We start from the raw sequence: 18,010 nt of genomic DNA, 5'->3' as shown, positions 1-18,010 counted from the left end.
AGACGCTAGTTACCGCTACGCAACCGAGGTGTGAGTCTTAGCTAAAGACGAATGCCTTCCGCGGGTCGGTGGGTATTCTGCGTGACATATCCCACGAGAAGGAACAGGAACAGCAGATCAAGGTACTCGACCGTGTCCTGCGCCACAACCTCCGGAACAAGATGAACATAGTCATGGGTTACGCCCAGGACTTACAAGCCAGCCTCGCGGATGACGAGAAGGAGAAAGCCGGACGTATAGTCGAGACCGTCAAGACACTCCTCGGACACGCCGAGAAGGCGCGTAAGATCGACGAGGTTCTCGTCGAGAAGGAGACGAGTCTCAGAAGGACAGATATAGCCGAAGTTCTCGAATCGGAGGTCAGTAGTCTCAGAGACGACAGTCAAGGGGTGGAAGTACTGTCCGAGATTCCCGACTCTGTCACCGTCTACGCCATCGAATCCGTCGACGCCGCCTTCAGGGAGATACTCGAAAACGCGGTCGAACACAACGACTCGTCGGAGCCGCGGGTCGAGGTCGGTGTCGAGAAACACGACAACAGAGCCGTAGTTACTGTGTCGGACAACGGATCGGGTATTCCACAGGACGAGATCGACGTCGTGACGGGAGAGAAGGAGATCGACCCCGTCTCACACGCGAGCGGTCTCGGTCTCTGGATAGCCAACTGGGTCGTCGAGAGATCCGACGGGAGTATCGAGTTCGACGTCACCGACGAGGGAACCACGGTCGAGGTCTGGCTCCGAAAACCCACCGAGTCAAGTGGTTCGACACGGTAAGAGGTACATGAACGAGTACATACACGCCGCAGTCGAAGCCGCCGAGGAAGCCGCGAAGATACAGACCGAAAACAGCGCGAGACGGACTACAGACCACGGCTACAAGGGTCGCCGCGACCTAGTCACCGAGATAGACTACAGATGCGAGAAGACGGTACGTGAGTCGCTCCTCGACGAGTACCCCGACCACTCCGTACTCGCAGAGGAGGAAGGCGAGGAAGGAGACGACTCCGACCACAGATGGGTAATAGACCCTCTCGACGGAACCACGAACTACGTCCACGGAGTGCCCCATTACGCAGTCTCGGTAGCCCACGAAGTCGACGGAGAGATCCGAGACGGCGTCGTCTACCACACGCCGACTGACGACGTATACACAGCATCGAAGGGCGACGGTGCCTACCTCAACGGCGAAGAGATTTCGGTCTCGTCGAACTCCGAGTTAGAGGAGTCGGTGATAGCCACGGGATTTTCACGTGAGTCGGTCGATGACGAGGCTCTGATGTCGGCTCTCAGGACGGTTATATCCGAGAGCCACGGTGTGAGAAGGATGGGATCGGCGGCTACCGACCTCGTCTTAGTCGCGTCGGGCGTCCTCGACGGATTCTACGAGAGGTTCCTCAGCCCTTGGGACGTCGCCGCGGGGTCTCTTATAGTCGAGGAGGCGGGAGGTACGGTCACTGATCTCGAAGGAGGCGACTCCTACTTCGGGACGGGAGACATAGTAGCGACTAACACCGAGATACACAGACAGGTACTCGATCTCTACGAAGAATAGAAAGACACTCTATCTACTCCTACTTAGTCGGCGTCGGCAGTCATGTCGTCCTGGCTCGCCGCACAGTTGTTGGGACCGAGTTCGAGGTTTATAGCCTCTTCCTCGTCCTCTATCTCGTTCTGTCCGAGGTTGGTCTCGATTATGTCGGTGTAGTTCGAGGGACGTGACGGCATGTCACTCAGGAGCGACTCGACGAAGTCGTCCTCGTCCATCTGTAGAACAGGGTTCTCCTCCTTGAGTTCTCCTACTGTCGTGACCATTGGCTCGGCGAACTCGACCCCGATCGCCTCTCCGTCGGCTCCCACAGAGAAATGTCCAGGGAGTATAACGGTATCGTTGTCGAGAGAGAGTATCCTCTCGTGTATCGTCTCGTACTGTCTGTGGGCGAAGTCCTCGGCACCCTCGTCTCCTCCTTCGAGGTCGGGACGTCCTATCGACTCGACGAAGATAGTGTCTCCCGTCGCGAGAGCCTCTCCGTTTATGAGGTAGTTCATTATGTCGGTCGTGTGTCCCGGAGCGTGTACACCCTCAATTTCGAGACTGTCACCGACTTCGAGTACCTCTCCGTCTCCCAGGGTCTCGAAGTCACCCTCGGCACCTCTCTCGGGGGCTCCCTCGGGAAGGTAGTAAGTCGCGTCGACCTCGTGTGCGAGATCCTCTCCGCCCGAGAGATGGTCTGCGTGGATATGTGTGTCGAGTACGTGTGTGATCTCGTAGCCGTTTTCCTCGGCTATGTCTTTGAACTCTTCTGTGTGCTGTGTCGCGTCTATGACGGCTGCAGTTCCCGACTCCTTGTCACCCACGACGTAGCTCAGACAGCCCTTCGCGCGTCTCTGTACCTGTTTGACGTCGACGTCGTCGTCGCCTATGTCGAGATCCACGACGTCGTAGACCGCGCTCCATGCCTCCATGCCGCCCTCGACGTTGTAGACGTTGTCGTGTCCTCTCTCGTCCATCATGTCGGCGGCGTATCCCGAAGATCCTCCCTTGGCACAGACCATGTAGACGGGCTTGTCCTCGGGAATCTCGTCGGCGTACTCGTCGGGCTCTTCCTCTATGTCCATGAAAGGAATGTTTTCGGAGCCCGGAATCCTCCAGTCCTCGAACTCGTCCTCGAAACGTACATCGACTATACTGATGTCTTCCCCCGCGTCGATCTCGTCTCTGAGCTTCTCGGCAGTCATGCTTCTGTCGGCTTCTCTCTTATCAACGTTGGATGTCAATGTTTAACAACCCCACCTGGCAAGAACTAACACGGTATGATTTATAAACCTTCCTCATATCTGAGGGAGACTACGTGGGTAGTAGCTGTCTCATCACAAGTGCGACGCCACGAGACCGACTCCGACTGCGACGAGGACGACTCCGTTTAGCTTGACCGAGAGACCGTGGTACCTCTCGAAGGCGTCTGTGTCTGGGTCGTCACGTGACTTGTCGTTCCCCTTTATCTTGGGGATAAGAACCTGGCGAGCGTAGAGGTTGATGGCTCCACCTAAGACTCCCGCGCCGACCACGACAGACACGGTGGGTGTGAAGCCGTTAAGGACTCCGAGTGCGACCGACGAGACGACCGTGACTGAGCCGAGGAGTACTCCTATGAGGTAGTAAGTCGGGAATATCGAGTTGACTACGTCTCCGGCTCTGTCGCGTTCGAGCTCCCCGAATATACGTGGGGCGGCGACGAAGGAGAAGAAAGTTATCTCACCGAGCCAGACCCCGAGTGACGTGTCGACCACGAGACGCAGAAGGCTTTCGGCGTATGTCATCGCTTACTCATACTAACTACAGTCTGTTCGGTCTTAGTTTTAACGCAGACGCTAAGTCCCCTTCCTCAAGGAGTGTTGCGAATCAGAGATTCGCATACGTATGAAAATCTCCGATTTTCAACACAACGCAGGGAGCGGAGCGACCGAGTAGCACAGTAGGGAGGGGATACAGCGCCGTCTTCGTCTCTCAAACACTCTGCGACAACCGGCCCACAGGCCCACGCCATCCACAAACTACTTGTATGCAAATTACATATCTTATGATGTGGCAACGCGAAAAACCATCTCTATCCGTGAGGATCAAGAGGAGTGGATTCAACACAACCATCTGAACCTCTCCTCGTTCGTCCAAGAGAAACTGGACGAACTTATCGAGGAGCGAGAATCATAGATGCACTACAACTACAAGTATCGACTCAACCCATCAGAAGCCCTCACAGAGACGCTTCTACACCACGTCGATACTTGTAGACAACTCTACAACCACGTCCTCCACAAAGTCAACGAGGCAGACGAGATTCCCGCTCAATACGAAGTACAGAACACGCTTCCTGACCTCAAAGAGTGGTGGGACGACCTGAACGCTATTCACTCGAAAGTGTTACAGATGGTCGTCAAGCGTGTCTACGACAACCTCTCCAGACTGAAAACACAGAAGGAGAACGGACGCGCCGTGGGGATGCTCAAGTGGAAACCGCCACGAGAGTATCGGTCGCTCACCTACAATCAGTCCGGCTTCAAACTCAAGAACACGAGTGGTCGGCCTGTTCTGTGGTTGAGCAAACTCGGTGAGATTCCGATTCACCTCCACCGAGACATTCCCGAGAACGCCACCATCAAACAAGTCACGGTCAAACGAGAACCCACGGGAGAGTGGTTCGCCACGTTCGGCATCGACGTGGACGAAGCCACGCCCGAGAAACCTGAGAACCCCGAGAAGTGCGTCGGCATCGACGTAGGAATTCTCAAGTACGCTCACGATACGGACGGCACGGCGGTCTGCTCGCTTGACCTGTCCGGCGAACGTGAACGCTTGGAACGCGCTCAACGTGACCTTTCACGGAAGGAACACGGTTCTGCAAACTGGGAGAAACAACGAAAAGTCGTGGCTGAACGCCACGCCGAGTTGAAGCGAAAGCGTCGTGACTTCCTCCACAAGTTGTCGAACTACTACGCTACCGAGTACGACTTGGTGGCTGTGGAGGACTTGGACGCAAAAGGACTGGTCGAACTGCCGGGTAACTCACGGAACCGCGCAGGTGCGGCGTGGGGAACCTTCCTGCGGATGCTCGAATACAAGTGTGAACGCGAAGGAACGCACTTCGTCGCGGTGAAACCCGGCGGAACGACGAAAGAGTGTGCGTCCTGTGGTGTCAAGACTGATAAACCGCTGTGGTTGCGGGAACACTCTTGTCCGTCCTGTGGGTTTGAAGCGGATAGAGACGCGAACGCGGCGTGGAACATCCTTTCTCGCGGTCTACAAGATGTAGGAGTGGGACACTCCGAATCAACGTCCTCAGAATCGCTCTGCGATTCTGATGTGCGAACGAGAGCGAAGCTCTCGTTAACGCCTGTGGAGACTGCGCTCCCTACGGACACCAATTCGGTGTCTGCAAAGTGCGTCGTGCAAACAGGAAGCCCTACCCTCAAGGAGCGAACGGCGTCAGCCGTGAGCGAGTAGGGTAGGGTAGTTCACTGAGTGAACAGCCCAAGCTAAGGTCTTATACCTTCCTACCATCTGCTCTCGAACGCGACTACGAGATACCCATGGACGCGAGGCTAACGCTCTGGATAACTAGCGCGGTCTTCCTCCACGCAGTCGGAACACTCGGACCCTACTCGTCGGTATGGTGGTGGGATCACGTCACTCACACCCTCTCAGCCGCGGTGGTCGCAGGAGCGGGGTACTCGACGGTTCGCGCCCTCGACATACACTCCGACGAAGTCGAGATACCGCCGCGGCTGACGTTCGTGTTCGTCCTGATCTTCGTGGTCGCCTTCGGTGTCACATGGGAGGTTCTGGAGTTCGGTGTCGAGAAAGTCGGAGAGGCGACAGGTCAGACCCTTCTGACCCAGTACAGCCTCGAAGACACCATGAAAGACCTGATATTCGACATAGTGGGGGGTGTGATCGTCGGAATCTGGGGCACGGCTTACCTCACCGACGTCATAGGAGGTATAACGAGTCTCCTCGAAGACAGGGAAGAGAAGAGAGGATAGAGGGATCAGTACTTCTTGCCGCACCGGTCACATCTCCTTTTCCGACATCCCACCCTCATCTCGGGCATCTGTCTCGTCTCGTCTCGTCTTTCGGGTTCTCGTTTCGCCGGCATCTCGGACACAGAGGCATGTCTGGTACTCTCCACAAATGCTTAGAAAGTTGTCGGTATATGACGTGTATGGATTCCGCCCCGGAACCAGACACCGAACGCGGCTGTCCGAAATGTGGTCACACAGGCACAGACGTCGGGAAGATCTCGACGACGGGGGGAGGTCTCTCGAAGATGTTCGACATACAGACAAACAGCTTCAAGGTCGTTACGTGTACGAACTGTGGCTACTCCGAACTCTACCGTGACACGACCTCGGGAGCGAGCGACATAGTCGATATCTTCCTCGGCTGATGGTAGCCATACCGTTCGTGGTGGCGATCCTCGTTCTCGGTCCTTTGATACTTTACTTCCTCGTCCGATCCGAGTACAAAGACCGCGACACGGTGGATCGCCGGAAAGCCGAGAAGGTAGCACGCAGGGACACAGGGAGAAATGACGATGACTAAGACGGCTTTCAGCCGTAGTTTCGCTGCGGGTCTGACTCCGATATGTCTGACTCCGATATTCTAGAAAAGTCGCATCTGTTTACTAATCTAATCGGTTTAGCGAAGCCTCGGGCGGGATTTGAACCCGGTCAGTTCCTTCCCTAGTTCAGACCGCTTGAGGCACGCTAAACTCGGTTTAGCGAAGCCTCGGGCGGGATTTGAACCCGCGAACCTCGTCATTACCAATGACGCGCTCTACCTCTGAGCTACCGAGGCGCGGCTTCGAGTAGGAGGTTCGGCGTAAAGAAGATTTTTATTTGGATCAGGAGAAGGGTTCAGAAGTTCATAAAAAATCAGATAGATATAAATAAGACTAGCCACAGGAATAATAATGAAGAAACCAAAAACAGGGGATAGCATGCCGAGGATAATAAAGAAAGGTCTCGAAGAACGTGAGGACGCATGGCTCGTGAAGCTAGACGAACCCGCCGAGGTAAAGCACCCGGTGTGTTCGGCGGTAGACAACGTAATGACAGTAGAGACTGAGTACTTCGTGGTCGACGAGAAGGAGTCGTACGGTGACGACAGAGAGGTATGTGCGTTCCCGTCTGACGAGGAGGGCTCTATATCTACCTTCCTTGAGGTCGCCGGAGGTCTCAACAAGACCCACGAGGAAGTCGTCGGCGAGCTCAGAAACCTCGGTGGGTCGTAGTGGTTTCGTCTCCGTGGCGTGAGTATAGCAAGCTTTTTGTCTTTTAGCTTTCCGTCTTCTGTATGACCAAGAGAAGAGACCTGATAGAGGCATTATCTAAGAACGCGCGTCTGTCTTCTGAGGATCTAGCGCGTCTCACGGGTCTCGACGAGGACAGGGTCGAGAGCCTCATAGACGAGATGGAGGACGAGGGCATCATACGTGGCTACCAGGCTATAGTCGACTGGGAGGAGATAGAGGGCGAGTACGTCAGGGCTATGATAGAGCTCAATGTCACACTCGACCGGGAGACGAGCTACGACGACGTCGCTCGGCGTATAAGCAAGTTCTCGAAGGTACATTCGCTCAAGCTCGTGAGCGGCAACTACGACTTCGCCTTAGAAGTCGAGGCGGAGTCGATGGCTGAGATCTCGAACTTCGTGAGCGAGAAGATCGCTCCGGTTCCCGAGGTCACACAGACCGTCACCCATCTCATAATGAGGACTTACAAGGAGGGAGGAACCGAACTCACCGACTCACACGACGACGACCGTCTTTCGGTCTCACCCTAACTAACTACGGAGGAGAGAAGATGGACATATCCGAAAGGGCGAGACAGGTTCCTCCGTCGGGGATCCGTCGTTTCTTCGAACTCGCAGAGGAGATGGACGACGTCATATCCCTTGGAGTCGGGGAGCCCGACTTCTCAGCGCCGTGGTCGGCGAGGGAGGCGGCGATAGAGTCGCTAGAACGTGGACAGACCTCGTACACTACGAACAGAGGAAAACGTGAGCTACGTGAGGCGGTATCCCGGAAGGTCTCGGAGTACGGTCTCGAATACGCAGCCGACGACGAGATACTCGTGACTACGGGAGTGAGTGAGGCTGCCGACCTCGCTCTGAGAGCCCTCGTCGACCCGGGCGACACAGTCGCAGTCGCCGAGCCGTCGTACGTCTCTTACGTCCCGGGAGTGATATTCTCAGGGGGTGAGCCTCTCAGGGTTCCGACACGTCTTGAGAACGACTTCAAGCTACGTTACGAAGACCTCGAAGAAGCGGGTGCCGAAGACGCCGAGGTTCTCATAATCTGTTACCCCAACAACCCCACAGGAGCCGTGATGACTGAGGAAGAACTGAGGGAAGTAGCCGACTTCGCGCGCGAGAACGACATAACTGTCGTCTCCGACGAGGTCTACGCCGACCTGACATACGGGGGCGAAGACGGAGGAGACCACGCCTCGATAGCGACTCTCGACGGCATGAGAGAACGCACCGTAGTATTCAACGGCTTCTCGAAGGCTTATGCGATGACTGGTCTACGTCTCGGCTACGCACTCGGTCCCTCCGAGGTCATCGACGCGATGAACCGGATACACCAGTACACGATGCTCTCGGCTCCGACGACGGCGCAGTACGCAGCGATCGATGCCCTCGAATCGTGTGACGACGACGTCGCTGAGATGAGACGTGAGTACAACAGGAGACGGCGTTATGTCCTCTCACGTTTCGAGGAGATGGGCATCGACTGTTTCACCGCCGAGGGTGCCTTCTACCTCTTCCCCGAGTCGCCCTACGACGACGAGGAGTTCGCCGAGGATCTTCTCAAGGAGAAGAAGGTCGCCGTCGTTCCGGGTAGGGTATTCGGTGAGAGTGGCGAGGGTCATCTACGTGTCTCATACGCGACGGGTCTCGACGAACTCAAAGAGGCTCTCGACAGGATAGAGGAGTTCGTCTAAGTCCCATCCGTTCGGACGTCAAAGCAAAAAGCACAAGGTAGACGTCCGAGTTTATTGTGTAAGGGAAAGTAGGGTAGCTTGGTATCCTCGCACGTTTGGGACGTGTGGACCCCGGTTCAAATCCGGGCTTTCCCAGTACAGTACTCGAATGGGTTTTTCTTTTTCAAGTGGGCGAACCGAAATGGATTTGAACTCGTGAGTGGAGTGAGGACGCCGAACGGAACGACCAAAGTTCAAATCCGGGCTTTCCCAGTACTCGAATGGGTTTTTTTCTTTTTCGAGTGAAACCATCGAGTCCTCCATCTATTTGACTCCGGATACCCTCATCCTATCTATGCAGATAGACTCGGGACTCATAGACAAGTACCTCGGCGTCTACGGCGAGACACAGGGAGTTCTTCCCGAGAACCTCGAGGAGTTCGGAGAGAAGTACCGTGAACAGGGACATCTCAGACAGGACGACCTCTACGAGATAGCCTACGAGTCGTCGACTCGGAGTGCTTACCACGTCCATCGCAACCCCGACGAAATCTGTGTCGAAGTCACCCAGAACGTCCTCGACCTCGAAGACGACGGCGACGACTTCTCACAGATAGGTCTCGTGTCGTCTCTCCACGGCTTCAAGGCTCCGACGGCTTCGTGTGTCACCACAGCCCTCAACCCCGAGAGACACGCAGTCGTCGACACCCGTGTCTGGGCGTCGCTAGAACGCGCCGGACGCGTAGAGGGTAGGAAAGAGACATTCGACGCCTTCGACTACTGTACGATGATAGACGAGATACGTGAGGTCGCCGATGAGACGGGATACAGCACTGCGGAGGTCGGCTACGCCCTGTTTGCACACGACTACGACGTACGTGAGGGGACTCTTCACTAGACTCCGGGTATACCCACAGCGGAGAGACGTCCTATACTGAGGGCTGATAGGACATAGAGCGCGAAGACAGACGAGATCCAGGCGACGAGAGCGACGAGACTCGCCTCTATCCATCCGACTCCGTAACGTCCCTTGACGACCCCCATCCAAGCGAGGAATGTGAGAACCGGTCCCACGAGAGGTATCCAGCCGACGAACAGACTCACGACTCCCCAGACGAGCGCGCCTACGAGAGCGGTCACGACAGCCTTGACGAAAGACCCCTCGGAGAGTATTAGTCTGGCTCCAGCGTATATTCCGAACCCACCCACGAGAAGACTGACGAAGAAAGCCGTGAGAGAGCTTGAGAATGCGAAAGGTGGCATCTGTTTTTAGGGAACGTCGAAGTCGTGGAACGCCTCTCCCTTCTCCTCCGAGAGTATGTCGAGCGCGGCGACAGCACCGTCTCCCGCCGAGATTGAGACCTGTATCTTCTCGGGACGTGCGATCCATCCGCCGGCGTAGACTCCGTCTACCGATGTTCGGCAGTCAGTGTCTATCTCGACACCCCCGTCATCGTCGAACTCGACACCCATCTTCTCGGCAATCTCGTCGTCGAGACCCGTGGCTAAGACGACGTAGTCGGCTGTGTACTCGTCTCCTGACCCGGCTGTCAAAGTAAAGCCGTCGTCGTCTTTCTCGACGTCTTCTACCCTCTCGTCGTGGAACTCCGCTCCGTAGTTCTCGGACTGCTGTCTTCCAACTTCGGCGAAGTCAGAGCCGTGTATCTCCTCGATTCCGAGGTAGTTGTAGAGGTAAGCCTTGTGGAGCTTCGTCTCGTCCTCTCCGAAGACATCGACGTCGACATCGTTCTTCGCGAGAAGCAGGGCTGCGCTCAGACCCGTGGCTCCGTCGCCTATGACTGCAACTGATGCTGAAACTGACATGGGGTCAGTAGCCTAAGGAAGCATAAAGTCTTTGCCCCGGTCAGTCAGACTCACCGAGTGCGTCGGCGTCGTCGCCGAACTCCTCCGACATAAGATCGGGGACGTCGTCGGGTTTGACGTCGGAGTACCACTCGTTCCTCGGCTGTATAGCGACTGCGACGCCGTCTCTGCTACACAGACCTATACACGACACTGTTCCGACGTAGACGTTCGACCAGAAGACGCCTCTCTGTTTGAGCCAGTCGACGACCTCGTCGTAGACCTCCTCTCCTCCGACCTCCGAACACGACGCGTAGTTCGAGTCACGGCTGTTGGTACAGACTAGAACGTGGTCAGTGAATCCCTCATCTACGACTTCTTGAGTGCGTTTTCTCATGCTAAGACAGAGAAGTCCTGGTGCCTAAAAAGAGACGATCAGACCTCGAACTCTATGTCGGCGTCTTCCTTTATCGTCTCAAGTATGACGTTGGTGTTTGTCTCGGCTATGTCGGGGTTGTTGAGAAGATCCTTTATGGTGTCGTTCATGTCCTCGGTACTCTTGAACTTGCCTACTGCGATTATGTCGAAGTCACCCGTGACCTCGTAGACACTGAGGAACGAGTCTATCTCCTTGAGGTCTTCGGTGAGACCCGGAAGGCTTCCGCTCTCAGCCTTTATCATCACGGTCGCTGTGACGCCGTAGCCTAGCTCGTCGTAGTTGAGGACGGGCTTGAAGCCCTTTATGACGCCCTCGTCCTCCATGCTCTGGAGATGGTTACTCACAGTCGTGACAGAGACGTCGAGTTCCTCGGCTAAGCTTCTGAGGCTCGCTCGTCCGTCGTCCAACAACAGATTTATTATTTTAAGGTCAAGATTCTCGTAAGTCATCCTTAACTCCGTATCTGACGTTTATTATCTTAAAAGTTTTGAGATTAGACGCCTATATTTTGACAGGAGTAGTACAAGACAGCCAGTCAGTCTAGCCGTATTAGGTAGGCGGTCGGGGATGCCGCGGGGTTAGCCGTACTAGAATTATGTTTAATAACGATAATTATATACTCGTGTCTGCCTCATATTCTGACATGGCAGAACTACAGAAGCACGCCTGGGACATGGCAGAGGAAGCCGACGAGAACGTCGAGACAGTCTCTTTCGACGAGATGAAGCAAGAGGTCGAAGACGACGACAGTCTCGTAGTCGATCTCCGCGACGTACGTGAGGTCTGGAGGGACGGAACAATCCCCGGATCGAAGAACGTGCCGAGGGGGATGTTGGAGTTCTGGGCGGATCCCGAGACCGAGTACTACAAGGAGTTCTTCGACCCGGACAGACGCACAGTCCTCTTCTGCAACAAGGGCGGAAGGTCGGCTCTCTCGACCGACAAGCTTCAGGAGATGGGATTCGACGACGTAGCCCATCTCGACGGCGGATTCTCCAACTGGAAGGAGTCGGGAGGAGAGGTCGAGGAAGTCGATCCTGAGTAGTAAGTAGTCAGTCTATCTCAATTACCTCGTCGCCTACGCCTTTCTCCGACGACGATATTCCGCCGAAGAGGACTGTGCTCGTAGTTCCTATTCCTATCGAGACTACGAACAGGACGACTAAGTAGACTGTCGAGACGTTTCCTAGGAGGAACTCGCTTATTCCACGTAGTACGAGTGCTATGCTGACTATGTAGAAGGGCGCGTTCATGAACCTCCACGGGAACTCGTCGCTCTCTATGTACTCGTCGAGTATCCTTCCGACGCTCGACACTATTCCGCTAAAGGTGAGCCAGAGTATCGATCCACGTATGAACACCATCACGGTCGGGAGAAGACCCTCGACGACCTCCGAGCTAGAAGACGTGTAGGACTCGACCGAACTGAAGCCACTCGCTACCCCTATGAGGAGGAGACCTCCCGCGACGAGATAGGTTATGAGGCTGACCTTTCCGCTGTATATTCCCCTCTGAACCCTCTCGGACAGAACTTCCGCCTTGTCGTCGAGACCTACTCCTCTTATGAGAAGATAAACACCGAGGAGACCGCTCGTGACACCTACGGCTACACCGGGGTATCCGAGGCTTCCGGCTATGAGGTTGAGGGGATAGATCATCAGAAGGAGACCTATAGGGACGAGTATAGTACCCCGGGTCTCGGGGTCGCGGAGAAGCTGTTTAGTTATGTAGTAGGCGTTTTCGAGGTTCTGAGCCTGACGGACTATAGTTCTGCTGACACCGTCTATCTTGAGCCTCGACTGAATAAGAGGAATTATAGTCTCGTCCTCGGCTCCGTCTGTGACTACGACGGCGGAGTCTGCGTCTATGTGCTCCAGAACCTCGTCTATCTGCTGGGCGACCGCCCTGTCTGAGTCGACACGTGACTCGCCGCTTCCCGTGACGACGACTATCTCAGCCTCGCCCTCCTCGTTGTCGTAGATACGCATAGCCTCGAAGAGAGCGTTGAGGTCGGAGTCCTCGGGGTCGGCAGTTCCGAACTCAAGTGCGACCTCCTCGATCTGGTCGCGTCCGATGACAGGCGTCTCGATCCCCGTCTTCCTGCCTATGTCGTCGTCCCTGTCAACACAGATGATCAGGAGCATCTAAGTCGTAATCCGGACTGTTGGTACAAAAGGGTTATCTATAAGACGGCTGACAGTTAGCACGACGGCAGGCGGCTTAGGAGCATGCCGTCACACTGGAGATGGCTTCCGAAGCCGAAGGCGAATCCCAGGGATGTGACTCCCGCGAGGAGAGCCGGGTCGAGTCCGACTAGAGCCTCCGTGGTCAGCCTCCAGACTCCGGCTCCGACAACGAGACTGACTGTGAGTCCGGCTGAGAGGGTGTGTGTGACACCCCTGTGTCTGGGTCGGAAGAAGCTCACCGAGTACGAGGCTACTGTTCCTACGAAGAGGGACGAGACGGCTCCGACTCCGGCTGTAAAGACCTCTTGTGGCACGTCTCCGAACGCGAACCTGAGTCTCCTGCCCTCCGAGAAGAAGACGTAGGCTGTGAGAGCCGTCGAGACCACGAAGACAGCTTTCTTTAGATACCTGTGTGGCTTCGACGAGTGGTGGTCAATGTCGGGAAATCCCGCACCTGCGAGGGTCAGAGGAAAAGCCGCTCCGAGTCCCGTAAACGGTATCTGTGTGCCTCTGTAGACTGCTATCCCTGTTATACATACACATAAGAAGATGTAAGACCCGACTCCCCATCTCATGTGTGTCTCGAAGTTCCCCATCGCCTTACAGTGTTCTTCGAGAGGTTTAAGTCTAACTCAAGTCGGTCAGAGACTGTGTAGAGAAAGTTTTTTATAGAACTACAAACAAACGTGAATCTGAACATGTCGATGGGAAACCAGCCAGTCCTCGTTCTGAGCGAGGAGTCCGAGAGAACACAGGGTAAGGACGCACAGAGCTCGAATATCAGCGCAGGCAAGGCGGTAGCCGAGTCGGTACGTACGACGTTAGGTCCGAAGGGAATGGACAAGATGCTCGTCGACAACCTCGGCGACGTCGTGATTACGAACGACGGTGTGACTATTCTTGACGAGATGGACATCGAACATCCCGCGGCGAAGATGATCGTCGAGGTCGCCAACACACAGGAGGACGAGACGGGCGACGGAACCACGTCCGCGGTCGTCATCACCGGAGAGCTCCTCAAGCAGGCTGAGGATCTCCTCGACCAGGACGTACATCCCACGACGATAGCAGCGGGATACAGGGACGCAGTCTCTAAGGGTCGTGAGATCCTCTCCGAGAAGGCGACCGACGTAACCCCCGACGACACAGAGACACTCCTCAAGATAGCCCAGACTGCGATGACGGGCAAGGGTGCCGAGACAGCGAAGGACACACTTGGACAGCTCGTCGTCGACGCAGTACAGGCTGTCGAGGACGACGGTGTCATAGACCTCGACAACATCAAGATAGAGACCGTAGTCGGCGGAGGAACCGAGGACTCCGAGCTCGTCGAGGGTATGATAGTCGACAAGAGCCGCGTCCACTCGAACATGCCGGGCAAGGTCGAGGACGCGAAGATAGCCCTCGTCGACTCCGCGATAGAGGTACAGGAGACAGAGGTCGACACAGAGATAAACGTCCAGAGCCCCGACCAGCTCCAGAGCTTCCTCGACGAGGAGGAGAAGATGCTCAGAGAGATGGTCGACAACATCAAGGAGACGGGCGCGAACGTCGTCTTCTGTCAGAAGGGCATCGACGACATGGCGCAGCACTACCTCGCGAAGGAGGGCATACTCGCAGTCCGCCGTGCGAAGTCGAGCGACATGGACAAGCTCGCACGTTCGACGGGCGCGACGGTCGTCTCGAACGTCAACGAGATAGAGGAAGACGACCTCGGAAACGCCGGAAAGGTCGAGGAGCGCAACATAGGCGGCGACGACATGATCTTCGTCGAGGAATGCGAGAACCCCAAGAGTGTCTCGATGATACTCCGCGGAGGAACAGAGCACGTAGTCGACGAGGTCGAGCGCGCAGTCGACGACAGCCTCGGAGTCGTACGTGTCACGGTCGAGGAAGGTAAGGTCGTCCCCGGAGGAGGCGCGCCCGAGGTCGAGCTCGCTATGGAGCTGCGTGACTACGCCGACTCGGTCGGTGGAAGGGAACAGCTCGCAGTCGAGGCATTCGCCGACGCACTCGAAGTCATACCCCACACGCTCGCCGAGAACGCGGGTCTTGACCCCATAGACTCGATAGTCGACCTCCGCAGTGAGCACGACGCGGGCAACTTCAGCTCGGGTCTTGATGCCTACACAGGCGACATCGCTGACATGGAGGAAGAAGGAGTCGTAGAGCCACTACGTGTCAAGACACAGGCTCTCGAATCCGCGACAGAAGCCGCCGTCATGATACTCCGCATCGACGACGTAATCTCGGGCGGAGAAGCCAGCGGCGGAGACGAGGAGATGCCCGGAGGAGCCGGCGGCGGAGCCGGCGGAATGGGCGGCATGGGCGGCGGAATGGGCGGCATGATGTAAAGCCGACCACGCCAAGTAACTTAACCTGACTTTTCTGTTCGTTCTTCTTTGTTGCCCCCAGAAGGATTTTAAGTCTGCCCGTTATCCAAAAGAGTGATGAGTAGATCTCGTTCGTCTCAGAAACATCTGAGTAGTCCGGTGAGTAGCCCCGACCACGAGAGGGTGACCCTTGAAGAGGCAGTCGAGACCTACAAGATCTGGTCCAACACATCGGGAGCCTACCTTGAAACAGACAATACGAGTCTGACCCACAGGGGATTCGAGGATCTCCTCGGGAAGGTAAGGGAGTCCGGAATCGAGATCAGCACAGTCTCTCTCTCCCGTCTCGTCGAGAGGTTCACGAGCCTCGAGTCTCACATACTCAACGACGAGGAGGTCAGGAACCTCCTGAGGAGATACCCCAACGTCGTCCTCGGATCGGGTCTCGAAGGTGACTGCGGTGACACCGACTGGAAACACCTCGGTATCGGGGGGATAGACAACTCTGTGAGTCTCCTCCTCAAGTCGGAGTCACACGAGGAGTCCGAACACGGCTGTCTCCTGATCGTCGAGACGGCTGTGGGGGACGATACCGATGTCGAGACCGCAGTTGGAAAGCTCGCCTACGAGCATGGGAGGATATCCGACATAGCACCCGAGAGAGAGGTACACGACTGTCTAGTGACACTCGAAACCGACGAGTACCTCGAATCCGCCGCCGACAGACTCGGAGTACACGTGCTCGAACTCGGACCCTCGTCGCTGATAGAGTACTTAGAGTCGTCGGCTGAGTGGGGCAACCTCAGAGGTCTGACTCTGAGTCCGTAGTATCCGACGCTACCACGAGAGAAGAAACAGATTCTTGACTCCTCACGTCTAACTCGCGCCATGGCAGAGTTTATACTCTACGGAGGAAAAGGCGGCGTAGGAAAGACGACGTGCGCCGCGGCGACGGCACTCAAGCTAGCGAGACAGGGCGAGAGGACACTCGTCGTGAGCACAGACCCCGCCCACTCGCTCTCGGACGTCTTCGACACCGAGGTTCCGAGCCGACCCGAGGAGATACTCGACAACCTCTGGGCTGTCGAGATAGATCCCGAGGAGGCGATGAGTGAGTACCGTGACAAGATCGAAGGTGGTATGCTACCCGACGAGGGACGTGAGGGCGAGGACTGGGAGGAAGGCATGGGTGCCGGCACAGAAGCCGGAGAAGGCGCGGGTGCGGGCGCAGGCATGGGAGGAGGTCTCGGCGGCTTAGGAGGTATGGGAGGCATGGATGGTCTCGGAGACCTCCTCGGAGGCGAGGAGATGATGGGTCCCGGAAGTGACGAAGCGGCGGCGATGGACAAGTTTATGGAGTACATGGACTCCGAGAGATGGGACAGGATAGTCTTCGACACCGCGCCGACGGGACACACACTGCGTCTCCTCAAGCTTCCCGAGATAATGGACTCGATGGTCGGCAAGGTCATGAAGGTCAGGTCACAGTTCCAGGGCTTCATGGACTCGGTAAAGGGGATGTTCGGTGGCGACGACGAGCCTGAGACAGCCGACTTCGGCGAGTTAGACGAGCTAAAGGACAGGATAGAACGCGTACGTTCGATGTTACGTGACCCCGGGAGAACCGACTTCCGTGTCGTGATGATACCCGAGAAGATGGCAGTTCTCGAAACACAGAGACTCATAGAACGTCTTTCGAGGTTCGAGATTCCGGTCAGAACCGTCGTCATAAACAAGGTGATGGAGAACATAAACGACGACTGTGACTTCTGCAGGTCGAGGTGGGAGGTACAGGAGTCGAACATAGACAAGGCGAACGAGATGTTCCGCGACCTCGAAATACAGTACGTGCCCCTGCTTGAGGACGAAGTACAGGGGATAGAGTCGCTCGAAACGGTCGCAGAAGAGATAGAGGTCGACTAAAGCTACGAGACAGAGATGGAGACCTGGGTCGCTGTGGGTGCCGTGGTCAGAAACCCCGACGGCGAGGTTCTACTCGTCAAGCACGTCTCCGAGAAGGACGGCTTCTGGTCGGGCGAATGGATCTGTCCCGGGGGCGGTCTCGAAGCCGGAGAGAGTCTCGAAGACGGAGCGAGGAGAGAGGTGCGTGAGGAGACGAACCTGGAGATCGAGATTCAAAACCATATACCGGCTTTCTCACGCGTCTTAGACGACGAGGAGAGACACGTCGTCTACATCGACTTCAAGGCGACGAAGAAGGAGACGAGCCCCGACGCGACACCGGGCTCGGACGTCGGAACCGTCGAGTGGTTCAGTCCCGACGAGATAGACGAACTCGAAGACCTCCACGACGACACTCGTCGGCTTCTGGATCTCGCAGAGGTTTAGATATAGAGAGGCGGAGTCGTGTATGAGAGATGAACTATTTATACGGTCATCGTGTAGTAACAACTCCGACATGTCTACGAATAAACGTATTATCGTAGCAGGTGGCGGTCAAGTAGGCACTGAGACCGCAACTGTCCTGAACGACCGGGGTCACACTGTCGTACTCATAGAGCGGAACCCCGAAAGGAGCGAGGAGTTAGGAGCTGAACAGATTGCGACCGTTATCAGCGGGGATGCAACCTATCCGTCTATTCTCGAACAAGCAGATCTACAAAATGCGGACGCAATTGCGGCTCTGACCTCTAATCCAGAGACTAATCTCGCGATCTGTCTTCTGGCTAAGGAGTCAAATCCGGACATATTCATACTCATGGACATAAGTACGTGAAGACATCTGGAACTTCGATTCGATCGAGT

Annotated in this window: 23 protein-coding genes, 2 tRNA genes and 1 pseudogene; 17 read left to right on the top strand and 9 right to left on the bottom strand. The window is 55.9% G+C overall.

Annotated features, from left to right (window positions below):
• Positions 1–68 precede the first annotated feature (68 nt).
• Both SV253_02930 and SV253_02925 read left to right on the top strand, forming a co-directional pair.
• Positions 69–776: a HAMP domain-containing sensor histidine kinase gene (locus SV253_02930; GenBank protein MDY6775021.1), complete on the top strand. Its 708-nt coding sequence runs from the start codon at positions 69–71 to the stop codon at positions 774–776.
• Between the two features lie 7 nt (positions 777–783).
• Positions 784–1,554, top strand: a complete 771-nt coding sequence (locus tag SV253_02925; protein MDY6775020.1) for an inositol monophosphatase family protein — start codon at positions 784–786, stop codon at positions 1,552–1,554.
• A 23-nt stretch (positions 1,555–1,577) separates the two neighbouring features.
• Here the strand turns inward: SV253_02925 and SV253_02920 are convergent, their stop codons facing one another.
• Both SV253_02920 and SV253_02915 read right to left on the bottom strand, forming a co-directional pair.
• The gene (locus SV253_02920) at positions 1,578–2,777 is read right to left on the bottom strand and encodes a rhodanese-like domain-containing protein (protein ID MDY6775019.1); all 1,200 of its coding nucleotides are present in this window, start codon (positions 2,775–2,777) and stop codon (positions 1,578–1,580) included.
• A 93-nt stretch (positions 2,778–2,870) separates the two neighbouring features.
• Positions 2,871–3,320: a DUF4149 domain-containing protein gene (locus tag SV253_02915; protein ID MDY6775018.1), complete on the bottom strand. Its 450-nt coding sequence runs from the start codon at positions 3,318–3,320 to the stop codon at positions 2,871–2,873.
• Between the two features lie 391 nt (positions 3,321–3,711).
• Between SV253_02915 and SV253_02910 the strand changes: the two genes are divergently transcribed.
• The 4 genes and pseudogenes from SV253_02910 (at position 3,712) to SV253_02895 (ending at position 6,099) form a co-directional block, all read left to right on the top strand.
• A complete protein-coding gene (locus SV253_02910) occupies positions 3,712–5,001 on the top strand; it encodes a transposase (GenBank protein MDY6775017.1) in 1,290 nt (429 codons plus the stop codon).
• A gap of 44 nt (positions 5,002–5,045) precedes the next feature.
• Positions 5,046–5,540 (top strand): annotated as a pseudogene (locus tag SV253_02905) (hypothetical protein).
• A 179-nt stretch (positions 5,541–5,719) separates the two neighbouring features.
• A complete protein-coding gene (locus tag SV253_02900) occupies positions 5,720–5,944 on the top strand; it encodes a zinc ribbon domain-containing protein (protein MDY6775016.1) in 225 nt (74 codons plus the stop codon).
• Complete coding sequence (locus SV253_02895; protein ID MDY6775015.1) at positions 5,944–6,099, top strand: hypothetical protein; 156 nt, start codon at positions 5,944–5,946, stop codon at positions 6,097–6,099. The genes SV253_02900 and SV253_02895 overlap by 1 nt, the downstream gene beginning before the upstream one ends.
• Before the next feature lie 182 nt (positions 6,100–6,281).
• On the opposite strand, the gene SV253_02890 is transcribed toward SV253_02895, so the two are convergent.
• Positions 6,282–6,354 (bottom strand) — tRNA-Thr (locus tag SV253_02890).
• A gap of 115 nt (positions 6,355–6,469) precedes the next feature.
• Here SV253_02890 and SV253_02885 point away from each other — a divergent pair.
• The 5 genes from SV253_02885 (at position 6,470) to SV253_02865 (ending at position 9,381) form a co-directional block, all read left to right on the top strand.
• Entirely contained in the window at positions 6,470–6,790 is a 321-nt protein-coding gene (locus SV253_02885; GenBank protein MDY6775014.1) for a hypothetical protein, read from the top strand.
• 62 nt (positions 6,791–6,852) lie between these two features.
• Entirely contained in the window at positions 6,853–7,341 is a 489-nt protein-coding gene (locus SV253_02880) for an Lrp/AsnC family transcriptional regulator (protein MDY6775013.1), read from the top strand.
• A gap of 20 nt (positions 7,342–7,361) precedes the next feature.
• Positions 7,362–8,504, top strand: a complete 1,143-nt coding sequence (locus tag SV253_02875; GenBank protein MDY6775012.1) for an aminotransferase class I/II-fold pyridoxal phosphate-dependent enzyme — start codon at positions 7,362–7,364, stop codon at positions 8,502–8,504.
• Positions 8,505–8,566: 62 nt separating this feature from the next.
• Positions 8,567–8,639: transfer RNA gene (locus tag SV253_02870), tRNA-Pro, on the top strand.
• Positions 8,640–8,838: 199 nt separating this feature from the next.
• Positions 8,839–9,381, top strand: coding sequence for a hypothetical protein (locus SV253_02865; GenBank protein MDY6775011.1), 543 nt, complete (start codon positions 8,839–8,841; stop codon positions 9,379–9,381).
• Here the strand turns inward: SV253_02865 and SV253_02860 are convergent.
• From SV253_02860 to lrp, 4 genes are read right to left on the bottom strand one after another with little or no spacing between them, the layout of a single operon-like run.
• Positions 9,378–9,746: a hypothetical protein gene (locus tag SV253_02860; GenBank protein ID MDY6775010.1), complete on the bottom strand. Its 369-nt coding sequence runs from the start codon at positions 9,744–9,746 to the stop codon at positions 9,378–9,380. The two genes, SV253_02865 and SV253_02860, sit on opposite strands and share 4 nt — an antisense overlap.
• 6 nt (positions 9,747–9,752) lie before the next feature.
• On the bottom strand, positions 9,753–10,307 hold the full coding sequence (locus tag SV253_02855; GenBank protein MDY6775009.1) for an FAD-dependent oxidoreductase: 555 nt from the start codon (positions 10,305–10,307) through the stop codon (positions 9,753–9,755).
• 40 nt (positions 10,308–10,347) lie between these two features.
• Entirely contained in the window at positions 10,348–10,683 is a 336-nt protein-coding gene (locus tag SV253_02850; protein ID MDY6775008.1) for a (2Fe-2S) ferredoxin domain-containing protein, read from the bottom strand.
• A gap of 38 nt (positions 10,684–10,721) precedes the next feature.
• Entirely contained in the window at positions 10,722–11,174 is a 453-nt protein-coding gene (gene lrp / locus SV253_02845; protein MDY6775007.1) for an HTH-type transcriptional regulator Lrp, read from the bottom strand.
• Positions 11,175–11,368: 194 nt separating this feature from the next.
• On the opposite strand from lrp, the gene SV253_02840 reads away from it, so the two are divergent.
• On the top strand, positions 11,369–11,770 hold the full coding sequence (locus SV253_02840; GenBank protein ID MDY6775006.1) for a rhodanese-like domain-containing protein: 402 nt from the start codon (positions 11,369–11,371) through the stop codon (positions 11,768–11,770).
• Positions 11,771–11,777: 7 nt separating this feature from the next.
• Here SV253_02840 and SV253_02835 read toward each other — a convergent pair whose 3' ends face one another.
• Entirely contained in the window at positions 11,778–12,869 is a 1,092-nt protein-coding gene (locus tag SV253_02835; GenBank protein MDY6775005.1) for a DUF373 family protein, read from the bottom strand.
• 56 nt (positions 12,870–12,925) lie between these two features.
• Positions 12,926–13,507: a metal-dependent hydrolase gene (locus tag SV253_02830; GenBank protein MDY6775004.1), complete on the bottom strand. Its 582-nt coding sequence runs from the start codon at positions 13,505–13,507 to the stop codon at positions 12,926–12,928.
• A gap of 108 nt (positions 13,508–13,615) precedes the next feature.
• Between SV253_02830 and thsA the strand changes: the two genes are divergently transcribed.
• From thsA to SV253_02805, 5 genes are all read left to right on the top strand, one after another.
• A complete protein-coding gene (gene thsA / locus SV253_02825) occupies positions 13,616–15,265 on the top strand; it encodes a thermosome subunit alpha (GenBank protein MDY6775003.1) in 1,650 nt (549 codons plus the stop codon).
• A 96-nt stretch (positions 15,266–15,361) separates the two neighbouring features.
• Positions 15,362–16,072: a hypothetical protein gene (locus tag SV253_02820; protein MDY6775002.1), complete on the top strand. Its 711-nt coding sequence runs from the start codon at positions 15,362–15,364 to the stop codon at positions 16,070–16,072.
• Between the two features lie 60 nt (positions 16,073–16,132).
• Complete coding sequence (locus SV253_02815) at positions 16,133–17,167, top strand: ArsA family ATPase (GenBank protein ID MDY6775001.1); 1,035 nt, start codon at positions 16,133–16,135, stop codon at positions 17,165–17,167.
• Between the two features lie 15 nt (positions 17,168–17,182).
• The gene (locus SV253_02810; protein MDY6775000.1) at positions 17,183–17,593 is read left to right on the top strand and encodes an NUDIX hydrolase; all 411 of its coding nucleotides are present in this window, start codon (positions 17,183–17,185) and stop codon (positions 17,591–17,593) included.
• 70 nt (positions 17,594–17,663) lie between these two features.
• Positions 17,664–17,981: an NAD-binding protein gene (locus SV253_02805; GenBank protein MDY6774999.1), complete on the top strand. Its 318-nt coding sequence runs from the start codon at positions 17,664–17,666 to the stop codon at positions 17,979–17,981.
• Positions 17,982–18,010 lie beyond the last annotated feature (29 nt).

Source organism: Candidatus Afararchaeum irisae, assembly GCA_034190545.1.
In the GTDB taxonomy this organism is placed as follows: domain Archaea; phylum Halobacteriota; class Halobacteria; order Halobacteriales; family Afararchaeaceae; genus Afararchaeum; species Afararchaeum irisae.
This window is presented reverse-complemented; position numbering and strand designations above follow the sequence as displayed.

Coding starts and splice junctions, on each gene's coding strand:
- SV253_02925 (MDY6775020.1), top strand. CDS start 784: ATGAACGAGTACATACACGCCGCAGTCGAAGCCGCCGAGGAAGCCGCG.
- SV253_02915 (MDY6775018.1), bottom strand. CDS start 3,320: ATGACATACGCCGAAAGCCTTCTGCGTCTCGTGGTCGACACGTCACTC.
- SV253_02910 (MDY6775017.1), top strand. CDS start 3,712: ATGCACTACAACTACAAGTATCGACTCAACCCATCAGAAGCCCTCACA.
- SV253_02900 (MDY6775016.1), top strand. CDS start 5,720: ATGGATTCCGCCCCGGAACCAGACACCGAACGCGGCTGTCCGAAATGT.
- SV253_02895 (MDY6775015.1), top strand. CDS start 5,944: ATGGTAGCCATACCGTTCGTGGTGGCGATCCTCGTTCTCGGTCCTTTG.
- SV253_02885 (MDY6775014.1), top strand. CDS start 6,470: ATGAAGAAACCAAAAACAGGGGATAGCATGCCGAGGATAATAAAGAAA.
- SV253_02880 (MDY6775013.1), top strand. CDS start 6,853: ATGACCAAGAGAAGAGACCTGATAGAGGCATTATCTAAGAACGCGCGT.
- SV253_02875 (MDY6775012.1), top strand. CDS start 7,362: ATGGACATATCCGAAAGGGCGAGACAGGTTCCTCCGTCGGGGATCCGT.
- SV253_02865 (MDY6775011.1), top strand. CDS start 8,839: ATGCAGATAGACTCGGGACTCATAGACAAGTACCTCGGCGTCTACGGC.
- SV253_02860 (MDY6775010.1), bottom strand. CDS start 9,746: ATGCCACCTTTCGCATTCTCAAGCTCTCTCACGGCTTTCTTCGTCAGT.
- SV253_02855 (MDY6775009.1), bottom strand. CDS start 10,307: ATGTCAGTTTCAGCATCAGTTGCAGTCATAGGCGACGGAGCCACGGGT.
- SV253_02850 (MDY6775008.1), bottom strand. CDS start 10,683: ATGAGAAAACGCACTCAAGAAGTCGTAGATGAGGGATTCACTGACCAC.
- lrp (MDY6775007.1), bottom strand. CDS start 11,174: ATGACTTACGAGAATCTTGACCTTAAAATAATAAATCTGTTGTTGGAC.
- SV253_02840 (MDY6775006.1), top strand. CDS start 11,369: ATGGCAGAACTACAGAAGCACGCCTGGGACATGGCAGAGGAAGCCGAC.
- SV253_02835 (MDY6775005.1), bottom strand. CDS start 12,869: ATGCTCCTGATCATCTGTGTTGACAGGGACGACGACATAGGCAGGAAG.
- SV253_02830 (MDY6775004.1), bottom strand. CDS start 13,507: ATGGGGAACTTCGAGACACACATGAGATGGGGAGTCGGGTCTTACATC.
- thsA (MDY6775003.1), top strand. CDS start 13,616: ATGGGAAACCAGCCAGTCCTCGTTCTGAGCGAGGAGTCCGAGAGAACA.
- SV253_02820 (MDY6775002.1), top strand. CDS start 15,362: ATGAGTAGATCTCGTTCGTCTCAGAAACATCTGAGTAGTCCGGTGAGT.
- SV253_02815 (MDY6775001.1), top strand. CDS start 16,133: ATGGCAGAGTTTATACTCTACGGAGGAAAAGGCGGCGTAGGAAAGACG.
- SV253_02810 (MDY6775000.1), top strand. CDS start 17,183: ATGGAGACCTGGGTCGCTGTGGGTGCCGTGGTCAGAAACCCCGACGGC.
- SV253_02805 (MDY6774999.1), top strand. CDS start 17,664: ATGTCTACGAATAAACGTATTATCGTAGCAGGTGGCGGTCAAGTAGGC.